The 23498-nt window shown below is 68.5% G+C and carries 17 protein-coding genes; 8 read left to right on the forward strand and 9 right to left on the reverse strand.

Features of this window, described 5'->3' with window-relative positions; genetic code table 11:
- Positions 1–35 precede the first annotated feature (35 nt).
- The 3 genes from GM656_RS02215 to GM656_RS02225 form a co-directional block, all read right to left on the reverse strand.
- A complete protein-coding gene (locus tag GM656_RS02215; RefSeq protein WP_162412015.1) occupies positions 36–1304 on the reverse strand; it encodes a DUF7405 family protein in 1269 nt (422 codons plus the stop codon).
- An 87-nt stretch (positions 1305–1391) separates the two neighbouring features.
- Positions 1392–1892, reverse strand: a complete 501-nt coding sequence (locus GM656_RS02220) for a winged helix-turn-helix transcriptional regulator (protein WP_162412016.1) — start codon at positions 1890–1892, stop codon at positions 1392–1394.
- Positions 1889–2227 carry a DUF7471 family protein gene (locus tag GM656_RS02225; protein WP_254282005.1) on the reverse strand — a complete coding sequence of 113 codons (339 nt, stop codon included), beginning with the start codon at positions 2225–2227 and terminating at the stop codon, positions 1889–1891. The genes GM656_RS02220 and GM656_RS02225 overlap by 4 nt, the downstream gene beginning before the upstream one ends.
- 78 nt (positions 2228–2305) lie before the next feature.
- On the opposite strand from GM656_RS02225, the gene GM656_RS02230 reads away from it, so the two are divergent.
- Together GM656_RS02230 and proS are read left to right on the forward strand one after the other, a co-directional pair.
- Positions 2306–3028: an ATP-grasp domain-containing protein gene (locus tag GM656_RS02230; RefSeq protein ID WP_162412017.1), complete on the forward strand. Its 723-nt coding sequence runs from the start codon at positions 2306–2308 to the stop codon at positions 3026–3028.
- A 205-nt stretch (positions 3029–3233) separates the two neighbouring features.
- On the forward strand, positions 3234–4688 hold the full coding sequence (proS, locus tag GM656_RS02235) for a proline--tRNA ligase (protein ID WP_162412018.1): 1455 nt from the start codon (positions 3234–3236) through the stop codon (positions 4686–4688).
- 219 nt (positions 4689–4907) lie between these two features.
- Here proS and GM656_RS02240 read toward each other — a convergent pair whose 3' ends face one another.
- A complete protein-coding gene (locus tag GM656_RS02240; protein WP_162412019.1) occupies positions 4908–5864 on the reverse strand; it encodes a patatin-like phospholipase family protein in 957 nt (318 codons plus the stop codon).
- A gap of 372 nt (positions 5865–6236) precedes the next feature.
- On the opposite strand from GM656_RS02240, the gene GM656_RS02245 reads away from it, so the two are divergent.
- The 3 genes from GM656_RS02245 to GM656_RS02255 all read left to right on the forward strand — a co-directional run bounded on the left by GM656_RS02245 (position 6237) and on the right by GM656_RS02255 (position 12399).
- Complete coding sequence (locus tag GM656_RS02245; RefSeq protein ID WP_162412020.1) at positions 6237–6650, forward strand: CBS domain-containing protein; 414 nt, start codon at positions 6237–6239, stop codon at positions 6648–6650.
- A gap of 152 nt (positions 6651–6802) precedes the next feature.
- Positions 6803–11359 (forward strand): glutamate synthase large subunit, encoded by a 4557-nt coding sequence (gene gltB, locus GM656_RS02250; protein WP_162412021.1) that lies wholly within the window; start codon positions 6803–6805, stop codon positions 11357–11359.
- Between the two features lie 59 nt (positions 11360–11418).
- Positions 11419–12399, forward strand: a complete 981-nt coding sequence (locus GM656_RS02255; RefSeq protein WP_162412022.1) for an NAD-dependent epimerase/dehydratase family protein — start codon at positions 11419–11421, stop codon at positions 12397–12399.
- Between the two features lie 24 nt (positions 12400–12423).
- On the opposite strand, the gene GM656_RS02260 is transcribed toward GM656_RS02255, so the two are convergent.
- Together GM656_RS02260 and GM656_RS02265 are read right to left on the reverse strand one after the other, a co-directional pair.
- Positions 12424–13491, reverse strand: coding sequence for a TrmB family transcriptional regulator (locus GM656_RS02260; RefSeq protein WP_162412023.1), 1068 nt, complete (start codon positions 13489–13491; stop codon positions 12424–12426).
- 104 nt (positions 13492–13595) lie between these two features.
- Positions 13596–16181 (reverse strand): beta-glucosidase family protein, encoded by a 2586-nt coding sequence (locus GM656_RS02265; RefSeq protein WP_162412024.1) that lies wholly within the window; start codon positions 16179–16181, stop codon positions 13596–13598.
- A gap of 343 nt (positions 16182–16524) precedes the next feature.
- On the opposite strand from GM656_RS02265, the gene GM656_RS02270 reads away from it, so the two are divergent.
- Both GM656_RS02270 and GM656_RS02275 read left to right on the forward strand, forming a co-directional pair.
- Entirely contained in the window at positions 16525–16911 is a 387-nt protein-coding gene (locus GM656_RS02270) for a hypothetical protein (protein WP_162412025.1), read from the forward strand.
- Between the two features lie 145 nt (positions 16912–17056).
- On the forward strand, positions 17057–18115 hold the full coding sequence (locus GM656_RS02275; RefSeq protein ID WP_162412026.1) for an NAD(P)-dependent glycerol-1-phosphate dehydrogenase: 1059 nt from the start codon (positions 17057–17059) through the stop codon (positions 18113–18115).
- On the opposite strand, the gene GM656_RS02280 is transcribed toward GM656_RS02275, so the two are convergent.
- Together GM656_RS02280 and GM656_RS02285 are read right to left on the reverse strand one after the other, a co-directional pair.
- Entirely contained in the window at positions 18112–18642 is a 531-nt protein-coding gene (locus GM656_RS02280; RefSeq protein WP_162412027.1) for an NUDIX domain-containing protein, read from the reverse strand. The two genes, GM656_RS02275 and GM656_RS02280, sit on opposite strands and share 4 nt — an antisense overlap.
- A 94-nt stretch (positions 18643–18736) precedes the next feature.
- Positions 18737–20533, reverse strand: a complete 1797-nt coding sequence (locus tag GM656_RS02285) for a S9 family peptidase (protein WP_162412028.1) — start codon at positions 20531–20533, stop codon at positions 18737–18739.
- Positions 20534–20612: 79 nt separating this feature from the next.
- Here GM656_RS02285 and GM656_RS02290 point away from each other — a divergent pair, with 79 nt between their 5' ends.
- A complete protein-coding gene (locus GM656_RS02290) occupies positions 20613–21671 on the forward strand; it encodes a glycosyltransferase family 4 protein (RefSeq protein WP_162412029.1) in 1059 nt (352 codons plus the stop codon).
- A 31-nt stretch (positions 21672–21702) separates the two neighbouring features.
- Here the strand turns inward: GM656_RS02290 and GM656_RS02295 are convergent, their stop codons facing one another.
- Positions 21703–23442 carry a Na+/H+ antiporter NhaC family protein gene (locus tag GM656_RS02295; RefSeq protein WP_162412030.1) on the reverse strand — a complete coding sequence of 580 codons (1740 nt, stop codon included), beginning with the start codon at positions 23440–23442 and terminating at the stop codon, positions 21703–21705.
- Positions 23443–23498: the final 56 nt, after the last annotated feature.

The following is a 23498-nucleotide window of genomic DNA, read 5'->3' on the forward strand; positions in this document are numbered from 1 at the left end:
CGAAAACACCGACCGCCGTCGGCGTGAGAAAGGGGCTACTTGCTCGGCGACGCCGGCGGCAGCGACCGCAACGAGCGCGGCGGAACGAGGTAGTTCCCGCGGCGCTCGACGTTCATGTACTGGAGGATGCCGTTGTTGACGCGCTGGCCCACGGCGGAGTTCTCGGCCACGTCGGTCCCGTTCATCGCCTCGCGCGTCGCGACGAAGTCGGCGATAGAGCCCTGCAGCGAGAGGAAGTGCAGGCCCGCCTGCCCGCCGTCGGTCGAGTCGAAGTCCCGGCGGAGGATGCGCGGCGAATCGTCCTCGCGGGCCGAGACCATCTTCTGGGAGTGGCCGACGACGCCGTTGCGTCGGCCGCTCTCGACCGCGTCCTCGGGGCACTCGTCCATCCCGCTGTCGGTGCCGAGGTTCTCGCCGACGCCCTCGACGCGGTCCTCGGCGGCGTGGGCCGGACAGAACATCTTCGAGACGCGCTGGTCGCGGGAGTCCTGCTCGTACCACTGCTGGAGCTGCAGGCGGATCTTCGAGAGGTGCTGGGTCGTCCCGTCGGCGAAGGGCCCCGAGGCGACCGTCACGCGGTCCTCGGTGGCCTGGTTCCCCTTGAAGCCGGACTTGAATCCCATGAACAGCGGGGACTCCTCGGGAACCGGCTCGGAGTCGGGAACGCCCTCCACGTCCTGATTGTCGGCCGGCAGACCCGCGCCGATGAACCCCGTCCGACGGTCCGACTCGGTCAAAATGCCGTCGAACGAGGCGGTCATCTCGCGGTCGTTGGCCGTCTCTCGGGTCCCCTTCAGCGCCTCCTCGGCTTCGAGGACGACGCGCTCGTCGTCGCTCGCGAGGTGAAGCAGCGCGTCCGGCGTGTCGAAGGCCGGGTCTTCGAAGGGGGCGAGGGCCTCCGGCTCGGGGAGGTCGACGCCGGCCGGTCCCGACCCGAAGCGCTCGAAGTACGCCGGGCCGTAGCCGAGCGTGAACAGGAGCCCCTCGGTGCTCCACTCGTAGGCCCGTTCGAGGTCCCGGAGCGCCGTCTCGACCCGCTCGCGGTGGGCGTCGATCGGGGTCCCGTCGCCGGCGTAGTCGAGCAACAGCAGGACGTGGTGGCGCGGCATGCGGGGGTTGCCCGCGTCGTCGGTCGCCAGCGCGTCGTTCCAGGCGTGCTGGCGTTCCGGGAGCGTCGACGGGTCGTCGGTCCCCTCGGGAACCGAGGCCGACCCGCGGTCGAGGCAGGCCGCCAGCGCCGCCGTCCCGCCGATGGCGACGGCGCTCTTGGCGAACTCGCGTCGGGAGATACCGCGTCCAGTCATCACCCGCCCTAGGGACTATCCCCTCTTATGCGGTTGTGGTACAGCGCTCGAAAAGCGTACTCGTGGCCCACTCGCCGATGAGCCGCGTTAGCTCTCTAGCAAGCCGTCGAGCAGCCGTTCGAAGCGGTCAGACAGCCGCTCGGGAGTCGAGGGTTCGACCCGCCGGAGGAGGGCGGCCGTCGCCGCTGGTCGACGGAGCGCCAGCGTCACCGCGCCGCCGTCGCGGCGCTTCTCGACGACGCCGCTGTCGACGAGGCCGTCGAGGTGATGTTCGAGCGTGCTGCGAGCGATACCGAGGCCGTCCGCGACCGCACCGGGCTGTGCCGTCTCTCGTTCGAGGAGCGCGATCAGCACGTCCCGGGCGGTCTCGCGGCGCAGGAAGGCGATGGTGCGGCGCTCCCAGGGGTCGTACGACGCGCCGTAGTAGTGCGTGCGGCCGTTGACCGCCTCGCGGCGGACGCCGTCCAGGCGGTCGAGGTGGTACTGCACCTGCCCCGTCGCGAGGTCGAGCGCGCGGGTCAGTTCTCGGAAGTGGACGCCGGGGTTGGCGTCGATGTGCTCGCGGATGCGGGCTCTGGTCTCGCTCACAGTTCACCCTCGTCGAGCCGTTTCTCGACCGACCGCGTGTAGTACACCGCCGCGAGGACCAGCGCGACGAAGACGGTGTCGAGCGCGTGTTCGATCAGGTGGTGCGTCTCGGCGGAGACCATCGCCGCGCTCGACCCCAGGGCGACGAGCGGGCGGGCGAGCAGCGCCGCGAGCGCGACGACGACGAGCAGATACGAGCGCGATCGGCGTCGGCGATACGCGACCACCGCGAGGCCACAGAGCGCCGCCCCGGCCAGCGTCGAGACGAGGAGGACGGCGGCAATGTCGGCGTGGAACCCGCCGAGGTGTCCCCCGACGTGGGCGGGCCGGATCATGGTCGGGCTACGACCTCGACGTGCCTCAGTCGTTCGGTCCGGCACGACTTTTTTATCGGACCGCTGAGATGTGGCGGTATGGACCGCATCGGCTTCATCTGCGAGCCGGGCCATCCGGTGTTCAGCGACGTCGCGGAGCGCCTCTCCGCGCGGGGGTTCGACGTCCGATTCTTCCGCCCCGGCGACCCGATTCCCGAAGCCGACATCGACGACCTGACGGCGCTCGTCAACGAGAAAATCCGCCCCGAGTCTTTCCGGGCGCTCCACTACGCCGACCGGACCGGCGTCGAGACGTGGAACGGCTTCTTCGCGACGACGGCGCTGTCCTGCCGGCTGGTCGCCTTACACGGGCTGGAGCGCGTGGGCTGTCGGGTCCCGGCGGTCTGGTTCGAGAAGCCCGACTGCGAGTACGTCGCCAGGACCCGCTACAGCTGGGGCGGCGTGCCAACGATGGGGGTCGAGGGCGACTTCTACCAGGAGCGGATCCGGGCAGAGCCGGTCGAGTACAAGTACTACGCGGTCAACGACGGCCGCGAAACCCACCTCCGCGCGCTCCGGGTCCGCTCGAAGCTCACCGGCCCGAAGGCGGTCGTCGCCGAGGAGACCGTCGAGGTGACGCTCGCCGCCCGCGTCCGCGAACTGCTGGACCGGTTCGACGCGCGGGCGCTCGGCGTGGACTTCATCCAGGGCGACGACGAGTACTACGCGGTCGACGCCAACCCCGCACCGACCTTCGCCGGAACCGGGATGGAGCGACGCATCGCGGATTCCGTGGCCTCGCTGACCACCATCGGGGCTTGAGACTGACCGGAGAATCAGCCGAGGAGAGTATACGTTGTTCTACACTGTAGTACACAGAGCCGCGCGCCTCGCTCCGTCGCGGACGCCGGTGATGGTGACGACGCCGGCGTCGCCGGCGTGCCTGCGGGACGATCGAACCGCCGACACCGGTCGCCGCGGCCACCCTTCGGGGAGTTTATTAGCGCCGTGGGCCACGACTCACCTAATGAGCGGCGAGCAGGAACTCGGCATCACCGAGAGCAAGGAGCATTCACCCGGCGAGTGGTACGCCGAGGTCGTCCAGAAGGCCGGCCTCGCCGACTACGCCCCGATGGGCGGGTTCATCGTCACGCGACCGCGCGGCTACGCCATCTGGGAGCGAATCCAGGACAACCTCGACGGCTGGTTCAAGGACACCGGCGTCACGAACGCCTACTTCCCGATGTTCATCCCCGAGAGCTACCTCGAACGGGAGAAGGACATCGTCGAGGGGTTCGACCCGGAAGTCGCGTGGGTGACCAAGGGCGGCCACGAAGAACTCGAAGAGCCGCTGGCCGTCCGGCCCACAAGCGAGTCGATCATCGCGCCCTTCATGGCCGACTGGATCCGCTCGCACCGCGACCTCCCGATGCAGCTGAACCAGTGGTGTTCGGTCGTTCGGTGGGAGGCCACCGAGACCAAGCCGTTCTTCCGCACCAAGGAGTTCCTCTGGCAGGAGGGCCACACCGCCCACGCCGACGAAGACGGTGCGTGGGAGGAGACGATGACGCGACTGGACCAGTACGCTCGCCTCTACGAGGAAGTCATGGCGATGCCGCCGCTGAAGGGGCGCAAGCCGCCCCACGACAAGTTCCCCGGCGCGCACACGACGACCACCGTCGAGACGCTGATGCCCGACGGTAAGACCGTGCAGGCCGCCACGTCGCACTACCTCGGGACCTCCTTCGCCGAGGCGTTCGACATCACCTACGCCGACGCCGACGAGGAGGACACGCTGGCGCACACCACGTCGTGGGGGCTGTCCTGGCGCGCGATGGGCGCGCTCATCATGACCCACTCCGACGACCAGGGCCTCGTGCTCCCGCCCGCGCTCGCGCCCGACCAGGTCGTCGTCGTCCCCATCTGGCAGGAGGACAACAAGGACGAGGTCGTCGAGTACGCCGCGGACCTCGCCGCCGAACTCGACGAGGCCGGCGTCCGCGTCGAACTGGACGACCGCGAGCACCGCAATCCCGGCTTCAAGTACAACGAACACGAGCTCCACGGCGTCCCGCTCCGCGTCGAGATCGGTCCCCACGAGGTCGACGACGGCGAGGCGACGCTCGTCCACCGCCCCGACGGCGAGAACGCGACCGTCGACCGCGAGGACATCGCCGAGACGGTCGAAGAGCACCTCGACACCGTCCACGCGAAGCTCTACGCCGAGGCCGAGGAGACGCTGGAGGGCGAGATCCGCGAGGCCGAGTCCCGCGAGGAGATCCTCGGCACCATCGGTCAGCACGGCGGCTACGTCAAGGCAGGGTGGTGCGGCGACGAGGACTGCGAGGAGCCCATCAAGGAGGCCATCGCCGCCGAGATCGTGATGGTCCCGCTCGACCGCGACGAGGAGCCGATCCACGACGACTGCGCCATCTGCGGCGAGGACGCAGAAGAGACGGCGTACTTCGCCAAGAGCTACTGAACGGCCCCGAGCGAAGCGAGGGGCCGCAGTTTTCGCCGACGTTTTGCGACGAGCGGTGCGCGAGTTCCGCGAGCGCACCCGAGGAAGTAAAAGGTCGGACCGAGACAGCGTACTTCGCCAAGAGCTACTGAACGGCCCCGAGCGAAGCGAGGGGCCGCAGTTTTCGCCGACGTTTTGCGACGAGCGGTGCGCGAGTTCCGCGAGCGTAGCCAGCGGCGCTCAGGCAACTCGGTCCAGGAAGTCCTCGGCCGCCCGTTCGCCCCGTTCGAGCAGGTCCTCGATGAACCGCGGGTCGCGGTCCAGTTTCGAGGAGGGGGTGTCGTCTCTGGTGAGGTGGAGGCGGCGGATCTCGACGTGTTTGTACTCGTCCGGGAGATATCCCCTGTCAACCCACTCGTTGACCGTCTCGATGAAGTCGAGTTCCTGATTCAGGGAGATGTTGCCGGCCAGTTCCTGCCGGCGGTCGGTGATCTCCCCCAGCGAGGTGGGGACGCCGTCGTAGGTCTGTGGCTCGATCTGGACGACCCAGAGTTCGTCGGGCTTGGGCCGCTCGCTGGCCAGGAACTCCTTGACCGGCGGATTCTGCGAGTACAGGCCGTCCCAGTGCCAGTGGCCGTTCATCTCGACGGCCTCGTATAGCAGCGGGTGCGCGGCAGAGGCGAGCACCGTTTCGGGGGTGACAGCGTCGTCCGTGAAGGTCTCGAACTCGCCGCTGTTGAGGTCCACCGCGCCGACGGTCACGTGTGGCGGGGCCTCGGCCGCGAGCGCGTCGAACTCGTCGAAGTCGATGTGGCGGTCGAGCAGGTCGAGGTACCAGTCGTGGCCCGCGTTGCCCGGCACCGCGTACGGCGAGACGTCCGGGACGGGGACCATGAGCTGTCGGAGGCGCGAGCGCCAGACGAGCGACTCGTTGAGCAGGAACTCGCCTGGGTCGGTCGCGGCCACGTCGCACCAGACCTCGTCCAGCAGGGCCGCCGCGCGATCTGGGCCGTTGCTGAGCAGGCCGTACCACGCGGTGACCGCACAGAGCGCCCCGCCGGAGGTCCCGCTCAGTCCGACGAGATCGTAGTCGGCGTCGACGGCGGGGAGCAGTCGCTTCAGCGCGCCGGCCGTGAACGCGGTGTGACTCCCGCCGCCCTGACAGGCGATCGCGACACGTCGACCCAGAGCACTCATGGTTTAATTCAGCTACGAGCGCCTCGTACAGATAGCTACCGTCCGCGCGAAGGAAGGATGGGGTCGGGGAGCGTGTGACGTTTTCTCCGTGCCCCCGGTGACCAGTCATGCCCCTACGTATATAAATCGGCGTCAGACTGCAGTCATACAAACGGCAACCGGCGAACAAATGCCGTCGTGGGAACAGGTATTTCAGGGCGGTCGGTGCCCGCGCTCGAACGCCGTTTCAGTGACCCACGCCCGTACAGGCGGAGATATCGACAGGAAGTGTAAGTTTCCGATGTATTATTACCTAGTATGTTCCGTGTCGACGGCGCGGACGGTATCTCCGGGACCGGTACGACTTTATGCCGTAGTGTGTTAACTAATGGCATGGACGACGTGTTTGTCGGACGACTCATGTCCGCCCCGGTGTCGAGTGTCGACGCGGAGACCGACGCGAACGAAGCGGCGCGCCTGATGCTTCAGGAGAACATCAGTTCGGTCGCGGTCGTCGACGACGACGGCGACCTCGAGGGGATCCTGACCTCGACTGACTTCGTGCAAATCGCGGCCCGGGACGGGGCCAGCGCGGAGGTCGCCGTCGCGACGCACATGTCGAGCGACCCCGTCACGGTGACGGTCAACGATTCGATCGTCGAGGCGGCGGACCTGATGCTCGAACACGGCGTACACCACCTCCCGGTCGTCGACGAAACCGAGGGACTCGTCGGGATGCTGACGACCACCGATCTCACGGCCTACGTGTCGGGACTCGAGGTCAGATCCCCGCCGACGCTCGCGTGACCGCCCGGAATCGCTAGCCGGCGGGACCACACGGATAAACCCCGAATCACACTAAATAATCGTTAGGAATATATATGGCTTAATGTGGGGTTAAACAACACTAATACCATTAGGAGTACCCTCTTATAGGGGCACGCCTAGTCCCCGGACACATGGTTGAGCGACAGACAGACACAGGGATGTCTGCGGGCGAGGCCGGGCTCGTAGATCCCGCCGACGAGCGGTCGAACTGCGGCGTCGGGGTCGTCATGGACCTCGACGGCGACAGCGACCACTGGGTCGTATCGGACGGACTCGAACTCCTCGACAACCTCGAACACCGAGGGACGACGGGAGCCGAACAGAACACGGGCGACGGCGCGGGGATCATGCTGCAGATTCCCCACGGATTCTTCGACGACGAACTGGATACCGAGCTTCCGCCCGCCGGCGAGTACGCCGTCGGAACGCTCTTTCTCCCGAAAGACGACGAGGTCGCGGCCGGGCTGAAGGACCTCGTGGAGACGGAACTCGCCGGCGAGGGTCTCGACGTGCTCGAGTGGCGCGACGTGCCCACGGACAACAGCGACCTCGGCGAGACGGCGCTCGAGTCCGAGCCGGACATCGTCCAGTTCTTCGTCACCTCCGCCGACGGCAAGACGGGCGAAGCCTTCGAGAATCAGCTGTACATCGGCCGGCGCGTCCTCGAGAACACCGTCGAGGACGAGACGCCGGCGGGCCACGAGCGCTTCTACGTCGTCTCCCTCGCGACCGACGTCGTCGTCTACAAGGGCCTCCTCAAGGCAGAACAGCTCGAAGACTACTACCCGGATCTGACGGACGAGCGGATGCGGTCGACGTTCGCGATGGTCCACGCCCGCTTCTCGACGAACACGCTCGGGGCGTGGCACCTCGCGCACCCGTACCGCCGCATCATCCACAACGGCGAGTTCAACACCATCCAGGGCAACATCAACTGGATGCGCGCCCGCGAGACGGACATCGACAGCGACGAGTTCGAGGGCGACTTAGAGAAGATCAAGCCGATCATCGACGACCCGGAGCAGTCCGACACCGCGAGCGTCGACAACGCGCTCGAACTCCTGCTGCAGGGCGGTCGGGACCTCCCGCACGCGCTCCGGATGCTCATCCCCGAGGCGTGGCGCGGCGAGATGAACGACGTGACCGGCGACCGGCGCGACTTCTACGACTACCACGCCTCGCTCGTCGAGCCGTGGGACGGGCCGGCGCTCGTCGCCGCGACCGACGGGGAGCGGATCGGCGCGGTCCTCGACCGCAACGGCCTGCGCCCCTGTCGCTACGACGTGCTCGAAAACAACACGCTCGTGATGTCCTCGGAGGCCGGCGCGCTCGACCACGACGCCAGCGAGATCCGCGAGCGCGGCCGTCTCCAGCCGGGACAGTGCTTCCTCGCTGACCCCGAAGAGGGCCGCGTCATCCCCGATGAGGAAGTGTTCGAGGACATCGCCGACGAGAAGTACGGCGAGTGGGTCGACGAGGAACAGGTCGACATCGACGACGTGGCCGACCGCGAGGACACCATGCCCCGCGAGGGCACGTCGGCGCTCCGCAGCCAGCAGGCGATGTACGGCTACACCTACGACGAGGTCGACCACCTCATCGAGCCGATGGCCGAGAAGGGCAAGGACCCGGTCGGCTCCATGGGCGACGACACGCCGCTGTCGGTGCTCTCGCAGTTCAACCGCCCGCTGTTCACCTACTTCAAGCAGCTGTTCGCGCAGGTGACGAACCCGCCGCTGGACTACATCCGCGAGGAACTGGTCACCTCGCTCGAGTCGCGGCTGGGCTTCCAGCGGAACCTCCTCGACGAGTCCCAGGACCACGCGCGCCAGCTCGTCCTCGACTCGCCGATTCTGACCGACGAGGAGACGGCGAGCATCAAGGACCTCGACGCGAACGGCATGTCCACGAAGGTCGTCGACATCACCTACGAGAAGGGCGGCGACCTCGAAGCGGCCGTCGAGGACGTGCGCGCCGAGGCCGACGCGGCCGCGAGAGAACACGACATCATCGTGCTCTCGGACCGCGCGGCGGGCGGCGACCGGGTCCCCATCCCGTCGCTGCTCGCGGTCGGCGGCATCCACCACCACCTCGTCCGCAACGGCCTGCGAAACCACGTCGGGCTCGTCGTCGAGTCCGGCGACCCGCGGGCCGTCCACCACTTCGCGACGCTGGTCGGCTACGGTGCGGGCGCGGTCAACCCCTACCTCGCCTACCAGACCATCGAGGACCTCGTGGCCGGGCCCGACGGCGCGGACCTCGAGGAGGCCATCGACGCCTACATCACCGCCGTCGAGGACGGCCTGCTGAAGACGATGGCCAAGATGGGCATCTCGACCGTCGAGAGCTACCAGGGCGCACAGATCTTCGAGGCCGTCGGCCTCTCCTCTGACTTCATCGCCGAGTACTTCGAGGGCACGACCTGCCGCACCGAGGGCATCGGCATCGAGGAGATCGAGGAGGACCTCCACCAGCGCCACGACGTGGCCTGGAGCGAGGAGGAGGAGCCGGAGATGCAACGCCAGGGCGAGTTCGAGTTCCGCTCGAACGGCATCCACCACCAGTGGAACCCCAACACGGTCGGCAAGATCCAGCAGGCCGTCCGCATGGGCGACTACGAGACCTACAAGGAGTTCGCCGAACTCATCAACGACCAGAACGAGCAGCTCCAGACGCTTCGGGGTCTGCTCGAGTTCGACTCCGACCGCGAGTCCATCCCGGTCGAGGACGTGGAGTCGGTCGAGGACATCGTCGAGCGCTTCGAGACGGCCGCGATGTCGCTCGGGTCCCTCTCGCCCGAGATGCACGAGAACAACGCCATCGCGATGAACCGTCTCGGCGCGAACGCCAACACCGGCGAGGGCGGCGAACCGCCCGAGCGCTTCGGCACGGAGAAGGAGTGTACGACCAAGCAGGTCGCATCCGGCCGCTTCGGCGTCACGTCCGAGTACCTCTCCTCGGCCGACGAACTGCAGATCAAGATGGCCCAGGGCTCCAAGCCCGGCGAGGGCGGGCACCTTCCCGGCAAGAAGGTCAACGAGATGATCGCGCACGTCCGGTACGCGACGCCGGGCGTCGGCCTCATCTCCCCGCCGCCGCTGCACGACATCTACTCCATCGAGGACCTGAAACAGCTCATTCACGACCTCAAGGCCTCGAACCCGGAGGCCGACATCAACGTCAAGCTGGTCGCCGAGGACGGCATCGGGACCATCGCGGCCGGCGTCGCCAAGGCCAACGCCGACGTGGTCCACATCTCGGGCCACGACGGCGGGACCGGCGCGTCGCCGAAGACCTCCATCAAGAACGCCGGCCTCCCCTGGGAACTGGGCGTCTCGGAGGCCAACCAGATGCTCCGGGCCACCGGCCTGCGCTCGCGCATCAAGGTCACGACCGACGGCGGCATGAAGACCGGCCGCGACGTGGCCGTCGCCGCGCTGCTCGGTGCCGAGGGGTACACCTTCGGGACCGCCTCGATGGTCACCTCCGGCTGCGTGATGGCCCGGCAGTGTCACGAGAACACCTGCCCGGTCGGCATCGCCACCCAGAACGAGAACCTCCGCGAGCGCTTCCCCGGCGAGCCACAGCACGTCATCAACTACATGACGTTCGTGGCCCAGGAGCTCCGGGAAATCATGGCGGAGATCGGCTTCGAGACCATCGACGAGATGATCGGCCGTCCGAGCGTCCTGCGACAGCGCGACGACGTGAGCCAGCCCAAGGCCCAGAAGCTCGACCTCTCGTCGGTCATCGCGGAGCCGGCCGACAACGACGGCCGCTACAAGCAGCGCGAGCAGACCCACGAGGTCGACGAACAGCTCGACTGGGACCTCATCGACGCGGCCGAGGGCGCGATAGACGGCGGCGAACCGATCGCCATCGACGCCGAGATCGACAACGTCGACCGGGCGGTCGGGGCGACGCTCTCGAACCGCATCTCCCGCGCCCACGGCGGCGACGGCCTCGCCGACGACACCATCCGCGTCGACTTCGACGGCACGGCCGGCCAGTCCTTCGGCGCGTTCCTCGCGGAAGGCGTGACGATGGAACTGACCGGGACGGCCAACGACTACGTCGGCAAGGGCCTGTCGGGCGGGAAGCTGATCCTGAACACGCCGGACAACGCCCCGTTCGACCCGACGGAGAACATCGTCATCGGCAACGTCGCGCTGTACGGCGCGACCCAGGGCGAGGCCTACGTCAACGGCATGGCCGGCGAGCGCTTCGCCGTCCGCAACTCCGGCGTCAAGGGCGTCGTCGAGGGCGTCGGCGACCACGGCTGTGAGTACATGACCGGCGGCGCTATCGTCGTGCTGGGCGAGACCGGCAAGAACTTCGCGGCCGGGATGTCCGGCGGCGTCGCCTACGTCTACGACCCCGACGGCGAGTTCGCGTCGAAGTGCAACACCGGCATGGTGTCGCTCGACGACTCGCTCGAGGGCAAAGACCGCCAGATGATCACCCGCCTCGTCGAGAACCACGCCGCCTACACCGACTCCGACCGCGCGGCGGAACTCCTCGATGACTGGGACGCCGAACTGGCGAACTTCACGAAGGTGATGCCCGACGCCTACGCCGAGGTCATCGCCGACCGCGACCGCGACGACGTGCGCAACGAACCGCCGGCGAAGGCCGCGCCGAGCGCCGACGCGACCGAGGCCGACTTCGTGGCCTCCGTCGACGACTGACCGGACGCGCGGTCGCCCCCGTCGGCCCGTTTTTTGTCGCTGCCGCTCCAGGCGTCGGTATGGACAGCGCCCTCGTCATCGGCGGCACCAGATTCATCGGACGACACGCCGTCACCGAGTTCCGCGAGGCCGGCTACGACGTGGCGATGCTCAACCGCGGCCGCCGCGAGAACCCCTTCGGCGACGGGGTCGAGCACGTGACCGGCGACCGGCGCGACCGGGACGCACTCGAAACCGCCCGCGAGCGGATCGATCCCGACGCCGTCGTCGACTGCGTCGCGTACTTCCCCGAGGACGTGGCGACGGCGACGGACGTGTTCGCCGACGCGGACGCCTACGTCTACGTCTCCAGCGGCGCGGCCTACGGCGAAGAGCGGGTGCCGAAACGGGAGGGCCAGACCGCGCTGGAACCGTGCGACGACGAGCAGGCCACAACGGACAGCGCGGCGACCTACGGCCCGCGCAAGGCCGAGGGCGACCGGGAGGTGTTCGCCGCGGCCGAGGACGGCGTCCGCGCGATGAGCGTCCGGCCCACCGTGGTCTACGGGCCCCACGACTACACCGAGCGCTTCGCCTACTGGGTGGACCGAGTCGCCGTGCGAGACCGGATCGTCGTCCCCAGCGACGGCCTCAGCCTCTGGCAGATGGCGTACGTCGAGGACGTCGCGACCGCACTCCGGATCGTCGCCGAGCGCGGCGAGGCCGGCGAGGCGTACAACGTCGGGGACGAGCACGCGCCGATGCTCACCCAGTGGGTCGACCTGCTCGCCGAGACCTGCGAGACCGGCGTCGAGCAGATCGGCGCGACGGCGCGCGACCTCGCTCGCGAGGGACTGGAGCCCCAGGACTTCCCGATGTACCGCGCCACGCCCCACGTCCTCAGCGTCGAGAAGCTCCGGTCGCTGGGCTGGTCCTCGACGCCTCACCGGGTCGGGCTCCAGCGGACCGTCACCGAGCACCGTGAGAACGGCCGTACCGGACGGAAGTACGGCCCGGACCGCGACACCGAGACGGCGGTCATCGAGCGCGTCACGGAGTGAGACACTCCGGTCGAGGGCCCCGAGTCACGGCGAGCGAAGCGTCGTGTGCTTGACCTCGTAATCTTCGAGGAAGGCCCCGTACCCGCCGACGGAGAGGCGCTCCTGGCCGGTGTCGACGACCAGCGAGTTCTCGAACCCGAAGTCGCTGTCGCCCGGTTCGACGAGGTTCTGCCGGACCGAGACCACCTCGCCGGTCAGCATCTCGAACGAGCGGTCCGAGCCCGTGGGCCGCGCGTACAGTTCGGCGACGAACCGCTCGCCGGTCCGCCCCAAGAGCGTCGCCGTGAGCACGACGTGACGGAACATGTCGTAGCTGACCGGGAGCGCCGGCGGGCGCGACACCAGGGCCTCCTCGCCGATCGGCCAGTAGTTGCCCAGGTAGGAACCCACGAGGACGGACGCGACCGCCTCCTGCGTGAAGGTGATCGCCCGCGTCTCGTCGTGGTCCCAGCCGAGCGTCGACGCCGGGGAGACGAGGCCGCGCCGCTGGTCCGTGGCGAGCATCGAAGGTGCGCCGTCGAGACCGATGCGGACGACGTTCGCGATCCCGTCGAGAGCCGGCGCGGACGCGGGGTCGTAATCGGAGAGGGACAGCAAGACGAGGACGCCGCGCCGACGCGCGCGACGGAGGCTGTCCCGGATGTCGGGCACTCGACTGGCCGGCAGTTGGAGGACGACCTCGCTCTCGGCGGCGTCGATGTGGCGCTCCAGGCGCTTGACGATGGTCGGTCGGGACTTGACGACCTCGAACGTGTCGTCGCCCTCGTCGCCGGCGTTGTACCGGGCTTCGACCGCGGTTTCCAGCGTGTCGAGTTCCCGTTTCAGTTCGCCGAAGGCCTCCGAGGGTGGGGCGGCGCGAACGACCGTCGGCGTCCGGTGGTCGTCGACGGTGACGAAGCCGTCGGCGGCCAGACCGTCGCAGATGTCGTAGACGTAGCTCTTGGAGACGCCGGCGGCGCGCGCGACGGTGCTCGCCGTCGCCGGCCCCCGCTCGACCACCGCGAGGTACGTCTCGGCCTCCTTCTCGGAGAGTCCGTACTGCGTGAGGGCGTCGCGAACGGGTTCCGCGGACTGCTGTGTCGTGTCGGACATGGGTAGTCGGCCTGACGGCGGTCCAGGCCGCCGCCGGCCATGCTACCACAGGTGGTGTCACCGGAAGTATATAATAGTTCGTCAGGGCAGACAGCGACCGCCCGTCAGGACGTTCGCCTGACCTCGTCCAGCAGGTCGACGACGTCGTCCATCGTCGGGTCGCGGCGCTCGTCGTTCCCGCCACCGTTGCCCTGGTTCCCATCAGCGGCTTCGTCGCTGCGGCCCGGCCCGTCGCCCGCGTCGGTCTCGCGGCCGGGGACCGGATCGGGATCGGTGATGCTGGCGGTGTTCTTGACGGTGAGCGTGGCCGTCGGGCCGTCCTGGCCGACGGTGAGTTCGTATTCAGCGGCCTCGACGGCCTTGGGTGCCAGCGCGAGGACGTTTCCGGGCACGACCTCCAGGGCGGTCAGGTCCGCGGTCACGTCGACCGTCGTCGTCTCGCCGGCGTCGAGTGCCACGCGCTCGTAGCCGAGCAGTCGCCGCCGGGGCTGGAGCACCGACCCGTAGGACTGGGTGTTGAACACCTCGACGACGTGCTCGCCCGCCCGGTCGCCGGCGTTCGTCACCTCGACGCTGACGGTCACCTCGGACTTGTTCGCCGGGTTCCCGACGGTCGGCGGGGTGACCGAGACGGAGCCGTACTCGAAGGACGTGTAGGACAGGCCGTGGCCGAACTCGAACAGCGCCGTGTTGTCGGTCCCGCCCGTGGAGGTCGGCTCGTAGCGGTTGTACTGGACCGGCGTCGTCCCGACGTTGTCCGGCCAGCTGAAGGCGAGCTTGCCCGACGGATTGTAGTTTCCGACGAGGGTATCCGCGATGGCGACGCCGCCGTCGCTGCCGGGCTGGCCGGCGAACAGGGCGGCGTCGAGCTGGTCGAAGGTGTCGGGCGAGCCCCGCGGCGACCCGGCGAGGAACACGCCGACGATGGGCGTCGCGTCGTCGGCCGCCTCCGTGACCGTCGCGAGGAGGTCCTGCTGGGCCTCGTCCAGCACCAGTTCGTCGCGGTCGCCGAAGCCCTCGTTGTGCGTCCCTTCGCCGAGGACGACGACGACGGCGTCGGCGTCCGGGGCGGCGGACTCGACCTGCGAGCGCTGTTCGTCGGTGAAGTCGAAGTTGCCGTTCTCGTCGCTCTGCTGGTTCTCGCCGTCGCCCTGGCCGGCGTACCAGGTGGTGTTTTCGTACGTGGTCGGGACGTGCGTGAGGCTGCCGACGCGGGACTGGAGTTCGTCGACGAGCAGGTTCTGTCGCGGGTACGGCCCGCCGGCGCTCGCGCCCTGCCAGCCGAGCGTCCAGCCGCCGTGTTGCATCAGCGCCCGCGTGTTGTTGCCGTCGCCGTCGACGCCCGGCCCGGTCAGGAGGACGTTCTCGTCGCCCGAGAGCGGGAGCGTCTCCTCGGCGTTTTTCAGCAACACCAGCGACTCCTTGGCCATGGTCTCGGAGGCGTCCTGTGCGCCGCCCAGCACGTTCCCGATGCGGCCCTCGTCTACCGTCGGTGACTCGAACAGCCCCAGGTCGACCTTCAGTTCGAGCACGCGGCGGACGGCCTCGTCGATGCGTTCCATCGGGATCTCGCCGTCTTCGACGAGACTGACTACGGTGTCGATAAACTGCACCGGCCCGGGCGCGCTGCCGCCGTTGCCGATCATGTACATGTCGACGCCGGCGTTGATCGCCAGCTTCGTCGCCGTCCGGAAGTCAGGCGCGTAGTCGTGGTTCGTGAGCATCCGGTTCAGGTCGTCCCAGTCGGAGACGACCAGTCCCTCGAAGCCGTACGTCTCCCGGAGGAGCGTCGTCAGCAGCCACTCGGAGGCGTGGGCCGGGACGCCGTTGATCGCGCCGCTGTTGACCATCACCGTACCGGGTTCGGCTTCCAGGGCCTCGCGGTACGGCGGCAGGATGTTCGTCCGGAGGTCGCGAAGCGAGGTCGAGGCCGGCGCGCGGTCGTTGCCGTTGTTCGGGATCGAGTACGCCGCGAAGTGTTTGACGCAGGCCGCCAGCCGGTCGTCGTCTTCCAGCCCTCGCGCCCGCGCTCGCGAGAAGTCGCCCTCCAGCTTGGGGTCCTCGCTGATGCCCTCGAAGAACCGCCCCCAGCGAGGGTCCCGCTGGAGGTCGGTGGTCGGCGCGAACGTCCAGTGAGCCCCCATCGACGCCGTCGCGTCGCTGGTGTGGCGCTCGGCCTCCTCGACGAGGTCCAGGTCACGCGTCGCGCCCATGTTCAGCCGCTGGGGGAACACCGTCGCGCCCTCCAGCAGGCCGTTGCCGTGCGTCGCGTCGACGCCGTACAGGAACGGGATGGCGTGTTCGGTGTTGTCGAGGTTGTACTGCTGTAAGGCGTTGATCCCCTGGACGACACTGTCGGCGTCGAAACTGGGCGGTGCCGCGCCTCCCGAGAGAATCGAGCCGACGCCCAGTTCGCTGAAGTACTCGCCGACGGTGTCGACGCCGAAGCTGTCGGGGACGTTCGACTCCTCCGGCTCCGGTTCGAAGGAGCTGATGGCGACCTGTGTCATCTGGCCCGCCTTCTGTTCCAGCGTCAACTCCGAGAGGAGCGCGTCCACGTCGCCCTGGGCCGCGGCCGTCCCGAGACCTGCCCCGGCGGCTACCGTCGCCGTGGCCGCGCCGGTCGCTTTCAGGAACGTCCGTCGATACGTCCGCAAGCCGTCGTCGGATACCGTGTGGTCATCAGACATGACAGACAGACACAAACTCGGTTATTAATAATTATTTGTGGAAAAGAAGTGTGGAATCGTTGCTAGCACATTTGTTCCGTCACCCGAACTGACCGGGAGTCGCTGCCAGGCAGCTGTCGCATCCCGACGTGGCGCGCGCGACGCCCTCAGAAACTATCAGTCAGAACATCATCAACGATACACCTCAGATTCATTATCTGTAAGGCTATCTATATCAGGCACCCATGACTGGCCACCATCACCTTACAGCTGAGATATTACGGCATCGAAGGTGACACAGATACCGGAAAAAGTACGATCTGACACATAGATATAAATGTCATCATCCAATCTTGTCGGTCGCATGACGAAGGAACTCGTCATCGGAAGACGCACCGTCCTGAAGAAGGGAAGTGCCCTCTGTGCCGCCCTCGGTGGCGCGGGGGCCGTCGTCGGGTCCGCGGCGGCCCAGGACTGGGAGTACAAACTCGTCGTCGAAGCCGACGGCGGGAGCGGAAAGTACACCGCAGACTGGGAAGACCTCGATATCGTCGCGACGGAGAACATCGAACAGAACGACTGGGTCGGCGACAACAACGTCTCGCTGTGGGTCGACGACCAGTGGAAACCGGTCAAAGACATCGTCAAGTTCAACGCCGCCGACATCTACCCCACTGACGAGACGGTCACGCGGGCGTCCAACCTCGACGTGACGGTGTCCGGCGACGGGCAGACCGTCGACTTGGTGTAGTCCGCACCCTCCGGCCCCAGCCTCTCGCCGTTTTTCGGGTCCCCGCTGTCGCCCGTCAGTCCAGCCGACGCCGCCGGAACACGTTACGAGGTCGCGCTGTCACCGCACCTAAACTGTTTTCACGCGCGGCCGGAGACTCACTGATATGTTCGAGAAAACAACGTGGATCCGCCTGCCGCGCAACGTCGTGGTGGGCCACGGCGTCCTCGATCAGACCATCGAGGCCGTGAGCGAACTCCACCTCACCGGGCGGCCGCTGGTCGTCTCCAGCCCGACCCCTCACCAGGTGGCCGGCAGTCGCGTCGTCGCACAGTTCGAAGACGCCGGCTACGATCCCGACCAGATCGTCATCGAAGAGGCCAGCTTCGACGCCGTCCAGCGGGTCATCGAGTACGCCGAGGAGAGCGACGCGGGATTCCTCCTCGGCGTCGGCGGCGGGAAGGCCATCGACATCACGAAGATGGCGGCCGACGACCTGGGACTGGGCTTCGTCTCGGTTCCGACGGCGGCCAGTCACGACGGCATCGTCTCCGGCCGCGGGTCGGTCCCGGAAGGCGACACGCGACACAGCGTGGCCGCGGAGCCGCCGCTTGCCGTCGTCGCCGACACCGAGGTGCTCGCGGAGGCCCCCTGGCGGCTGACGACCGCGGGCTGTGCGGACATCATCTCGAACTACACCGCCGTCCGCGACTACGAACTCGCTCACCGGCTGAAGAACATCCCCTATTCCGAGTACGCCGGGGCGCTCGCGCGGATGACCGCCGAGATGCTGGTCGACAGCGCCGACTCGATCAAGAAGGGCCTCGAGGAGTCCGCCTGGATCGTCGTGAAGGCGCTCGTCTCCTCGGGCGTCGCCATGTCCATCGCCGGGTCCTCGCGGCCCGCCAGCGGCGCGGAACACCTCTTTTCGCACCAGCTCGACCGGCTCGTCCCCGACGGCGCGCTCCACGGCCACCAGGTCGGCGTCGGCTCGATCATGACCGAGTACCTCCACAGCGGCCCGAAGGGCAAGTGGCGAGACGTGCGAGACGCCCTGTCGGCCATCGGCGCGCCGACGACGGCCGCGGGGCTCGGCATCGACGACGAGACGGTGATCGAGGCGCTGACGACGGCCCACCGGATCCGCGACCGCTACACGATTCTCGGAGACGGCGTGAGCGAGGAGGCCGCCATCGAGGCCGCGTCGGTCACCGGCGTGATCTAGACGAACTCCGCGACGGCCGCGCCCTCGGCCTCGTCCCACCGGATGGCGGCGTCGGACGCCGCGGCCGCACCCGTAGTCTCGGTGTCGGCGTCGCTCCCGTCGAGCGCGTCGCTGTCGATTTCAGCGTCGAAGACGACGCTGAGCCGATAGACCGTCTCCGCGTCGCCGTCGTCGCCGTTGCGGACGCCGCAGATCGTCGCTCGCACGGCGTCGCGGATCGTACACTCGACGCCCGCCGCGTCGCTGACGACCCGCTCTGCGGCGTGGGCCGGCCGCTCCGCGTCCTCGGTCTGGCCCTGGGGAATCGTCCACGAGCCGTCGTCCTCGCTGAGCAGTACGTCCCCCGACTCGTTGTGCACGAAAGCGTGTACATCTACCCGCCCCTCGCGCGAGTGCTCGACAGCGTTCCGATACGCCCCCTCCCCCACGGAGAAGGTCGTCTGGTCCACCGCGGTCGAGCCGAACTCCTGTTCGAGGCGGGCGAGCCGTTCCTGTACCCGCGCCCGCGAGCGCTCGGCTACGTCCATGCGTCTCACCTGTGGCCCGACGGGCATAAACCCGAGCCAACGTTCTCACGCGCTGAAACCGTTTGCGGCAGAGACACCGGAACCACGAGCCCGCTCAGACGTGGGCGTCGAGGAAGTCGACGACGGCGGTGTAGGCTTCGATGCGGTTCTCGCGCTTGCTGATGCCGTGGCCCTCGTCGTCGAAGACGAGCTTCTCGACGGGGACGCCCTGCTCGGCGGCCCGCTCGGCGATCTGCTCGGCCTCGCCGACCGGCACGCGCGGGTCGTTCGCGCCGTGGAGGACGAACAGCGGGGCCGCGATGCGATCGACGTTGTTGATGGGAGAGATCGACTCGAGGAACTCGCGGTCCTCGGCGAGCGACCCGTACTCGGCCTCGCGCAGTTCGCGCCGCCAGTCGCCCGTGTTCTCCAGGAACGTCACGAAGTTCGCGATGCCGACCACGTCGACGCCCGCCGCCCAGAGGTCGGGGTACTCCGTCAGCGCCGCGAGCACCATGAAGCCGCCGTAGGAGCCGCCCATCGCGACGACCCGGTCGGGGTCCACCGCGGGGTGGTCGTGGAGCCACTCGACGCCCGCGCGCACGTCTCGCACCGAGTCCATCCGCTTCTCCACGTCGTCGAGGTGAGTGTAGGCCTTGCCGTAGCCCGTCGACCCGCGGACGTTCGGCTCGAAGACCGCGTAGCCCCGCGAGAGGAAGTACTGCGTCAGTCCCGAGAAGGAGGGCCGGCGCTGGCTCTCCGGGCCGCCGTGGATGTCGACGACGACCGGCGTGTCGCCGTCGCCGGCCCCCTCGGGCAGCGAGAACAGCGCCGGAATCGATCGCCCGTCGAACGACTCGAAGCGGACGACCTCGGGTTCGACGAACGTCTCCCGCGGGATGCCGGCCGTCGACGCCTCCGTCCAGCGCTCGCTCTCGCCCGTCTCCGTCTCGACCACGAAGGCGTTCGTGTTCTCGGTCCGGCCGGTGACGCTGACCGCGAAGCGCTCGGCGTCCGGGCCCCACGAGACGCCGCCGGCGAGGCCGCCCGGCAGGTCCGGCGTCGGGAACTCCTCGATAGTCGTCGGCCCCGTCAGTTCGCCGACGGTGAGGTCGTTGTAGCCCTCGACGTTGCGCGAGTACACCAGGCGGGCGCTGTCGCGGTCCAGCGCGACGCCGTCGATGTTCCACTCGGGGTCCGAGCGGACGATTTCGAGGTCGCCGTCGAGCGAGAGGCGCGCCAGCGAGAGCGTGTCGCTCTCGGCGTCGGTGACGCAGTAGACGCCCTCGCCGTCCGGCCCCCACGACGCGCTGGTGTAGCGGACGCGCCCCTCGTGTGGCGTGAGGTGGGTCAGCGCCTCGGTCGCCAGGTCGAGGACGTAGAGGTCCTGATCGAAACTGGAGTGGGCCTCGCTGACGAGCAGCTTCGCGCCGTCGGGCGACCAGCCGCCGACCGAGAGCCAGCCGTCGCCCTCCCAGACGAGGTCGGCTGCGTCGCCGGTCGCGTCGCGGTCTTGCACGTACACGTCGAAGACGGCCCGCTCCCGTCGGTTCGAGGCGAAGGCGAAGCGCGCTCCGTCGGGCGACCAGCCGCCCCAGCGGTGCTTGGCCTCGGGTCGGGCCGTCAGGTCGTGGATACGTCCGTCGGCGTCCAGCCGGTACAGTTGCATCCGCTCGTTGCCGCCCTCGTCCATGCCGAACACTAATTCGGCGCGCTCGGGCGAGTAGTCGACGAAGCTCACCGGCTCGTCGTAGAAGGTCCGTTGCTCCGGCCAGCCCCGCGGGTCGTCGAGCGTCCAGACCTGGGCGACGCCGGTGGTGTCCATCAGGAAGGCGAGCGTCCCGTCCGGCGCGAGCGAACTGCCGTAGGCGCTGCGGACAGAGAGGTAGCGAGAGAGGTCGTACGCGTTCACACCGGAGGCAGGGCGGGAGCGGCCAAAACCCTTTGCGGCAAACGGGTGGATTTTTGAGCGGGCATACCGTCGCCCCTGTATGCGTGTCGCGGTCGTCGCCATGAGGACGAGCCACTACCGGGACACCGAGGGCCGGCGGCGACTGGAACGGGTCGCGGCCGAACTCGCCGACGCCGGCCACGACGTGACCGTCTTCTGCTCGCAGTGGTGGGACGGGTTCGACGACGAGTTCGCGCCCGACGACGTCACGTACCGCGCCGTCACCGTCTCGCCGACCGTCCCCTCCTTCTGTGCGCGCCTGCCGTTCATCCTGGCGCGGTACCGGCCCGACGTGGTCCACGCCCTCCCGACGCCGCCGTCCGTCGTCCTCGCGGCCAGCGCCGGCGCGACGCTCGCCCGAGCGCCGCTGGTCACCGAGTGGTACGGCGACGACGACGTGCCCGAGAGCGTGCCGGCCTCGCTCTCGCTTCGTTCGCCCGAGCGGATCGTCACGCCGTCGGAACTCGTCCGCACGCGCGTCCGCGAGCGGGGCGCGTCGGCCGACCAGACGACAGTCCTCCCCCAGAGCGTCGACATGGACCTCGTCCGCGAGGTCGACCCCGACGACGAGATCGACGTGGCCTACGCCCACCGCCTCGACGGCAGCGCCAACGTCGAGTCGCTGCTGCTCGGCCTCGCCGAACTCCGCCAGCGCGACTGGTCGGCGACCGTCGTCGGCGACGGCCCCGAGCGCGAGTACTACGAGCAGGAGGCCGCCGACCTCCGCATCGACGACCGCGTGACCTTCGTCGGTGCCTGCGACCTCGAGCGGCGCGTCTCGATCTACAAGGGCGCGCACGTCTTCGTCCAGACGGCGTTCCGCGAGTGCTTCGCGACGGACCTCCTCTGGGCGATGGCGTGTGGCTGTATCGGCGTCGTCGAGTACCAGGCCGACTCCAGCGCCCACGAACTCGTCGAACAGCGCGACCGCGCCTACCGCGTGACGAACCCCCAGGAGATCGCCGACAAGATCGCCGAGTCGGCGGCCTACGACCGCTGGACCGTCGACGAGTCGGTCGCCGAGTACGACCACGAGGCCGTTCGCGGACGCTACGAGGAGCTGTACGAGACCGTTGCCGAGGAACACGGGCTGTTCTGAGACGAGATCGAGCGCGAGACGAGACCGCCCGTCAGTACGGGATGATCCGGAATCCCTCGGGGAGCACCAGCCCGAACACGAGGAACAGCGCGGCGGCGAGCCCCGCCGTGATGAGGGCGTAGGGGGCCTGACTCCTGACGTGGACCATGTGGTCGCTTCCGCTCGTCGAAGACGCCAACACCGTCGTGTCGCTGATGGGCGAGGTGTGGTCGCCGAAGATGCCGCCGCTGAACACCGCGCCGAGGACGAGCGGGAGGTTCGCGCCCGTCGAGAACGCCAGCGGGATGGCGATGGGGAACATGATGCCGTAGGTCGACCACGAGGAGCCGTCCGAGAAGCTGACGGCCGAGGTGACGAGGAAGACGCCGACCGGGACGACGAAGGCGGGCACGCCGCCGAAGACGTTCGTCACGAACGAGGAGATGCCCAGTATCGACACCGCGTTCTGGATGGAGCTGGCGAACATGAGGATGACGGCGGCCAGCAGGATGCCCTTGAAGCCGACCATCATCGCGTCGGTGGCGTCGTCGTTCGACGGGATGTCGCCCTTCCAGCGGTACAACAGGAAGGCGACGGCCAGCGCCGAGAACGAGGCGAGGCCGAGCTGGACGCCGCCGATGTTGAACGCCCACGGGCCGCTCGGCGGTGCGACGAGCTGCCAGCCGCCGACCTGAAGCAGCGTCTCACCCATCCCCTGCTTGCCCTCCACGTAGACGACGGGGCTGGCCCGCCAGAACATCGCGCCGAGGCCGACGACGATCATCGTCAGGATGGGCCAGGCGAAGTTCCGCCAGTCCGGCGTCGCGGTCTCGGAGACCTCGTACTCGTCCATCTCTTCGGAGATCATCGGGTCGGCGTCGTCGCCGACCACCTTGCCCGTCTCGCGGGCGCGGGTCTCCTCGACGCCCATCTCGTAGAGGTTCGGCACGACCTGCCAGGCGACGAGCCCGGCGAGCGCGAGCGCGATCCAGGAGTAGAATCCGGTGAACAGCGTGTTGAAGAACAGCGGCCAGACGGCCCCCGTCGCGGCGGTCACCTGCTCGCCGCCGGTGTTCACGAAGTTCGACATGCCCGACGGGAGCGACCCCTGTCGCTGGGCCTGGACGAGGCCGCCGCCGATGAAGCCGACCATCGCCGCGCCCCACGTGGAGTAGAAGGCGAGGCGGGCGGCCGGCGAGCCGGCGGAGTCGACGTAGTAGGCCAGCTTGGCCCGCGAGACGTCGAACCGGTCGGTCAGCGGGCGCATCATCGAGCCGACCACGAGGCAGTTGAAGTAGTCGTCGATGTGGATGGCGATGCCCGCGAGGAACGCGGCCTTCTCGGCGTCTTCCGCCGAGTCGGCCCGCTCAGCCAGCACTTCGAGGACGCCCTGTATCGCGCCGGCGCGGATCATCAGCCCGATCATGCCGCCGATGGCGAAGATGGCCAGCAGGACGTTCTTGACGTACCACTCCCCGAACAGCGGCGCGGTGGCGATGATCTCCGGGACGACTTTCAGTCCGAACAGCGCGCCCAGCGCGACGCCGCCGACGCCGACGGTCCACGGCTCCGCGTCCTCGGCTTGCGGCTGGACGGTCGCCACCTCGCCGCCGGCAGTGACGAGGTCCGACGGGACCCCGACGGCCTGCGGGTGCAACGCGCCGACGATGACGCCCGTGACGACGATGCCGACGAACAGCCCGATGAGGGCGTCCCGCGTGTACCAGGCGAGACTGATCGCCACCAGCGCCGGGACCACTGACCACGGCCCTGCCGCTATTCCATCGACCATGCCGGCAGGTCTGGGGGACGGTACATTAATGTCCTGTTCGAGGGCGTCGGACGACG

This window comes from Haloarcula salina (assembly GCF_010119195.1).
In the GTDB taxonomy this organism is placed as follows: Archaea; Halobacteriota; Halobacteria; order Halobacteriales; family Haloarculaceae; genus Haloarcula; species Haloarcula salina.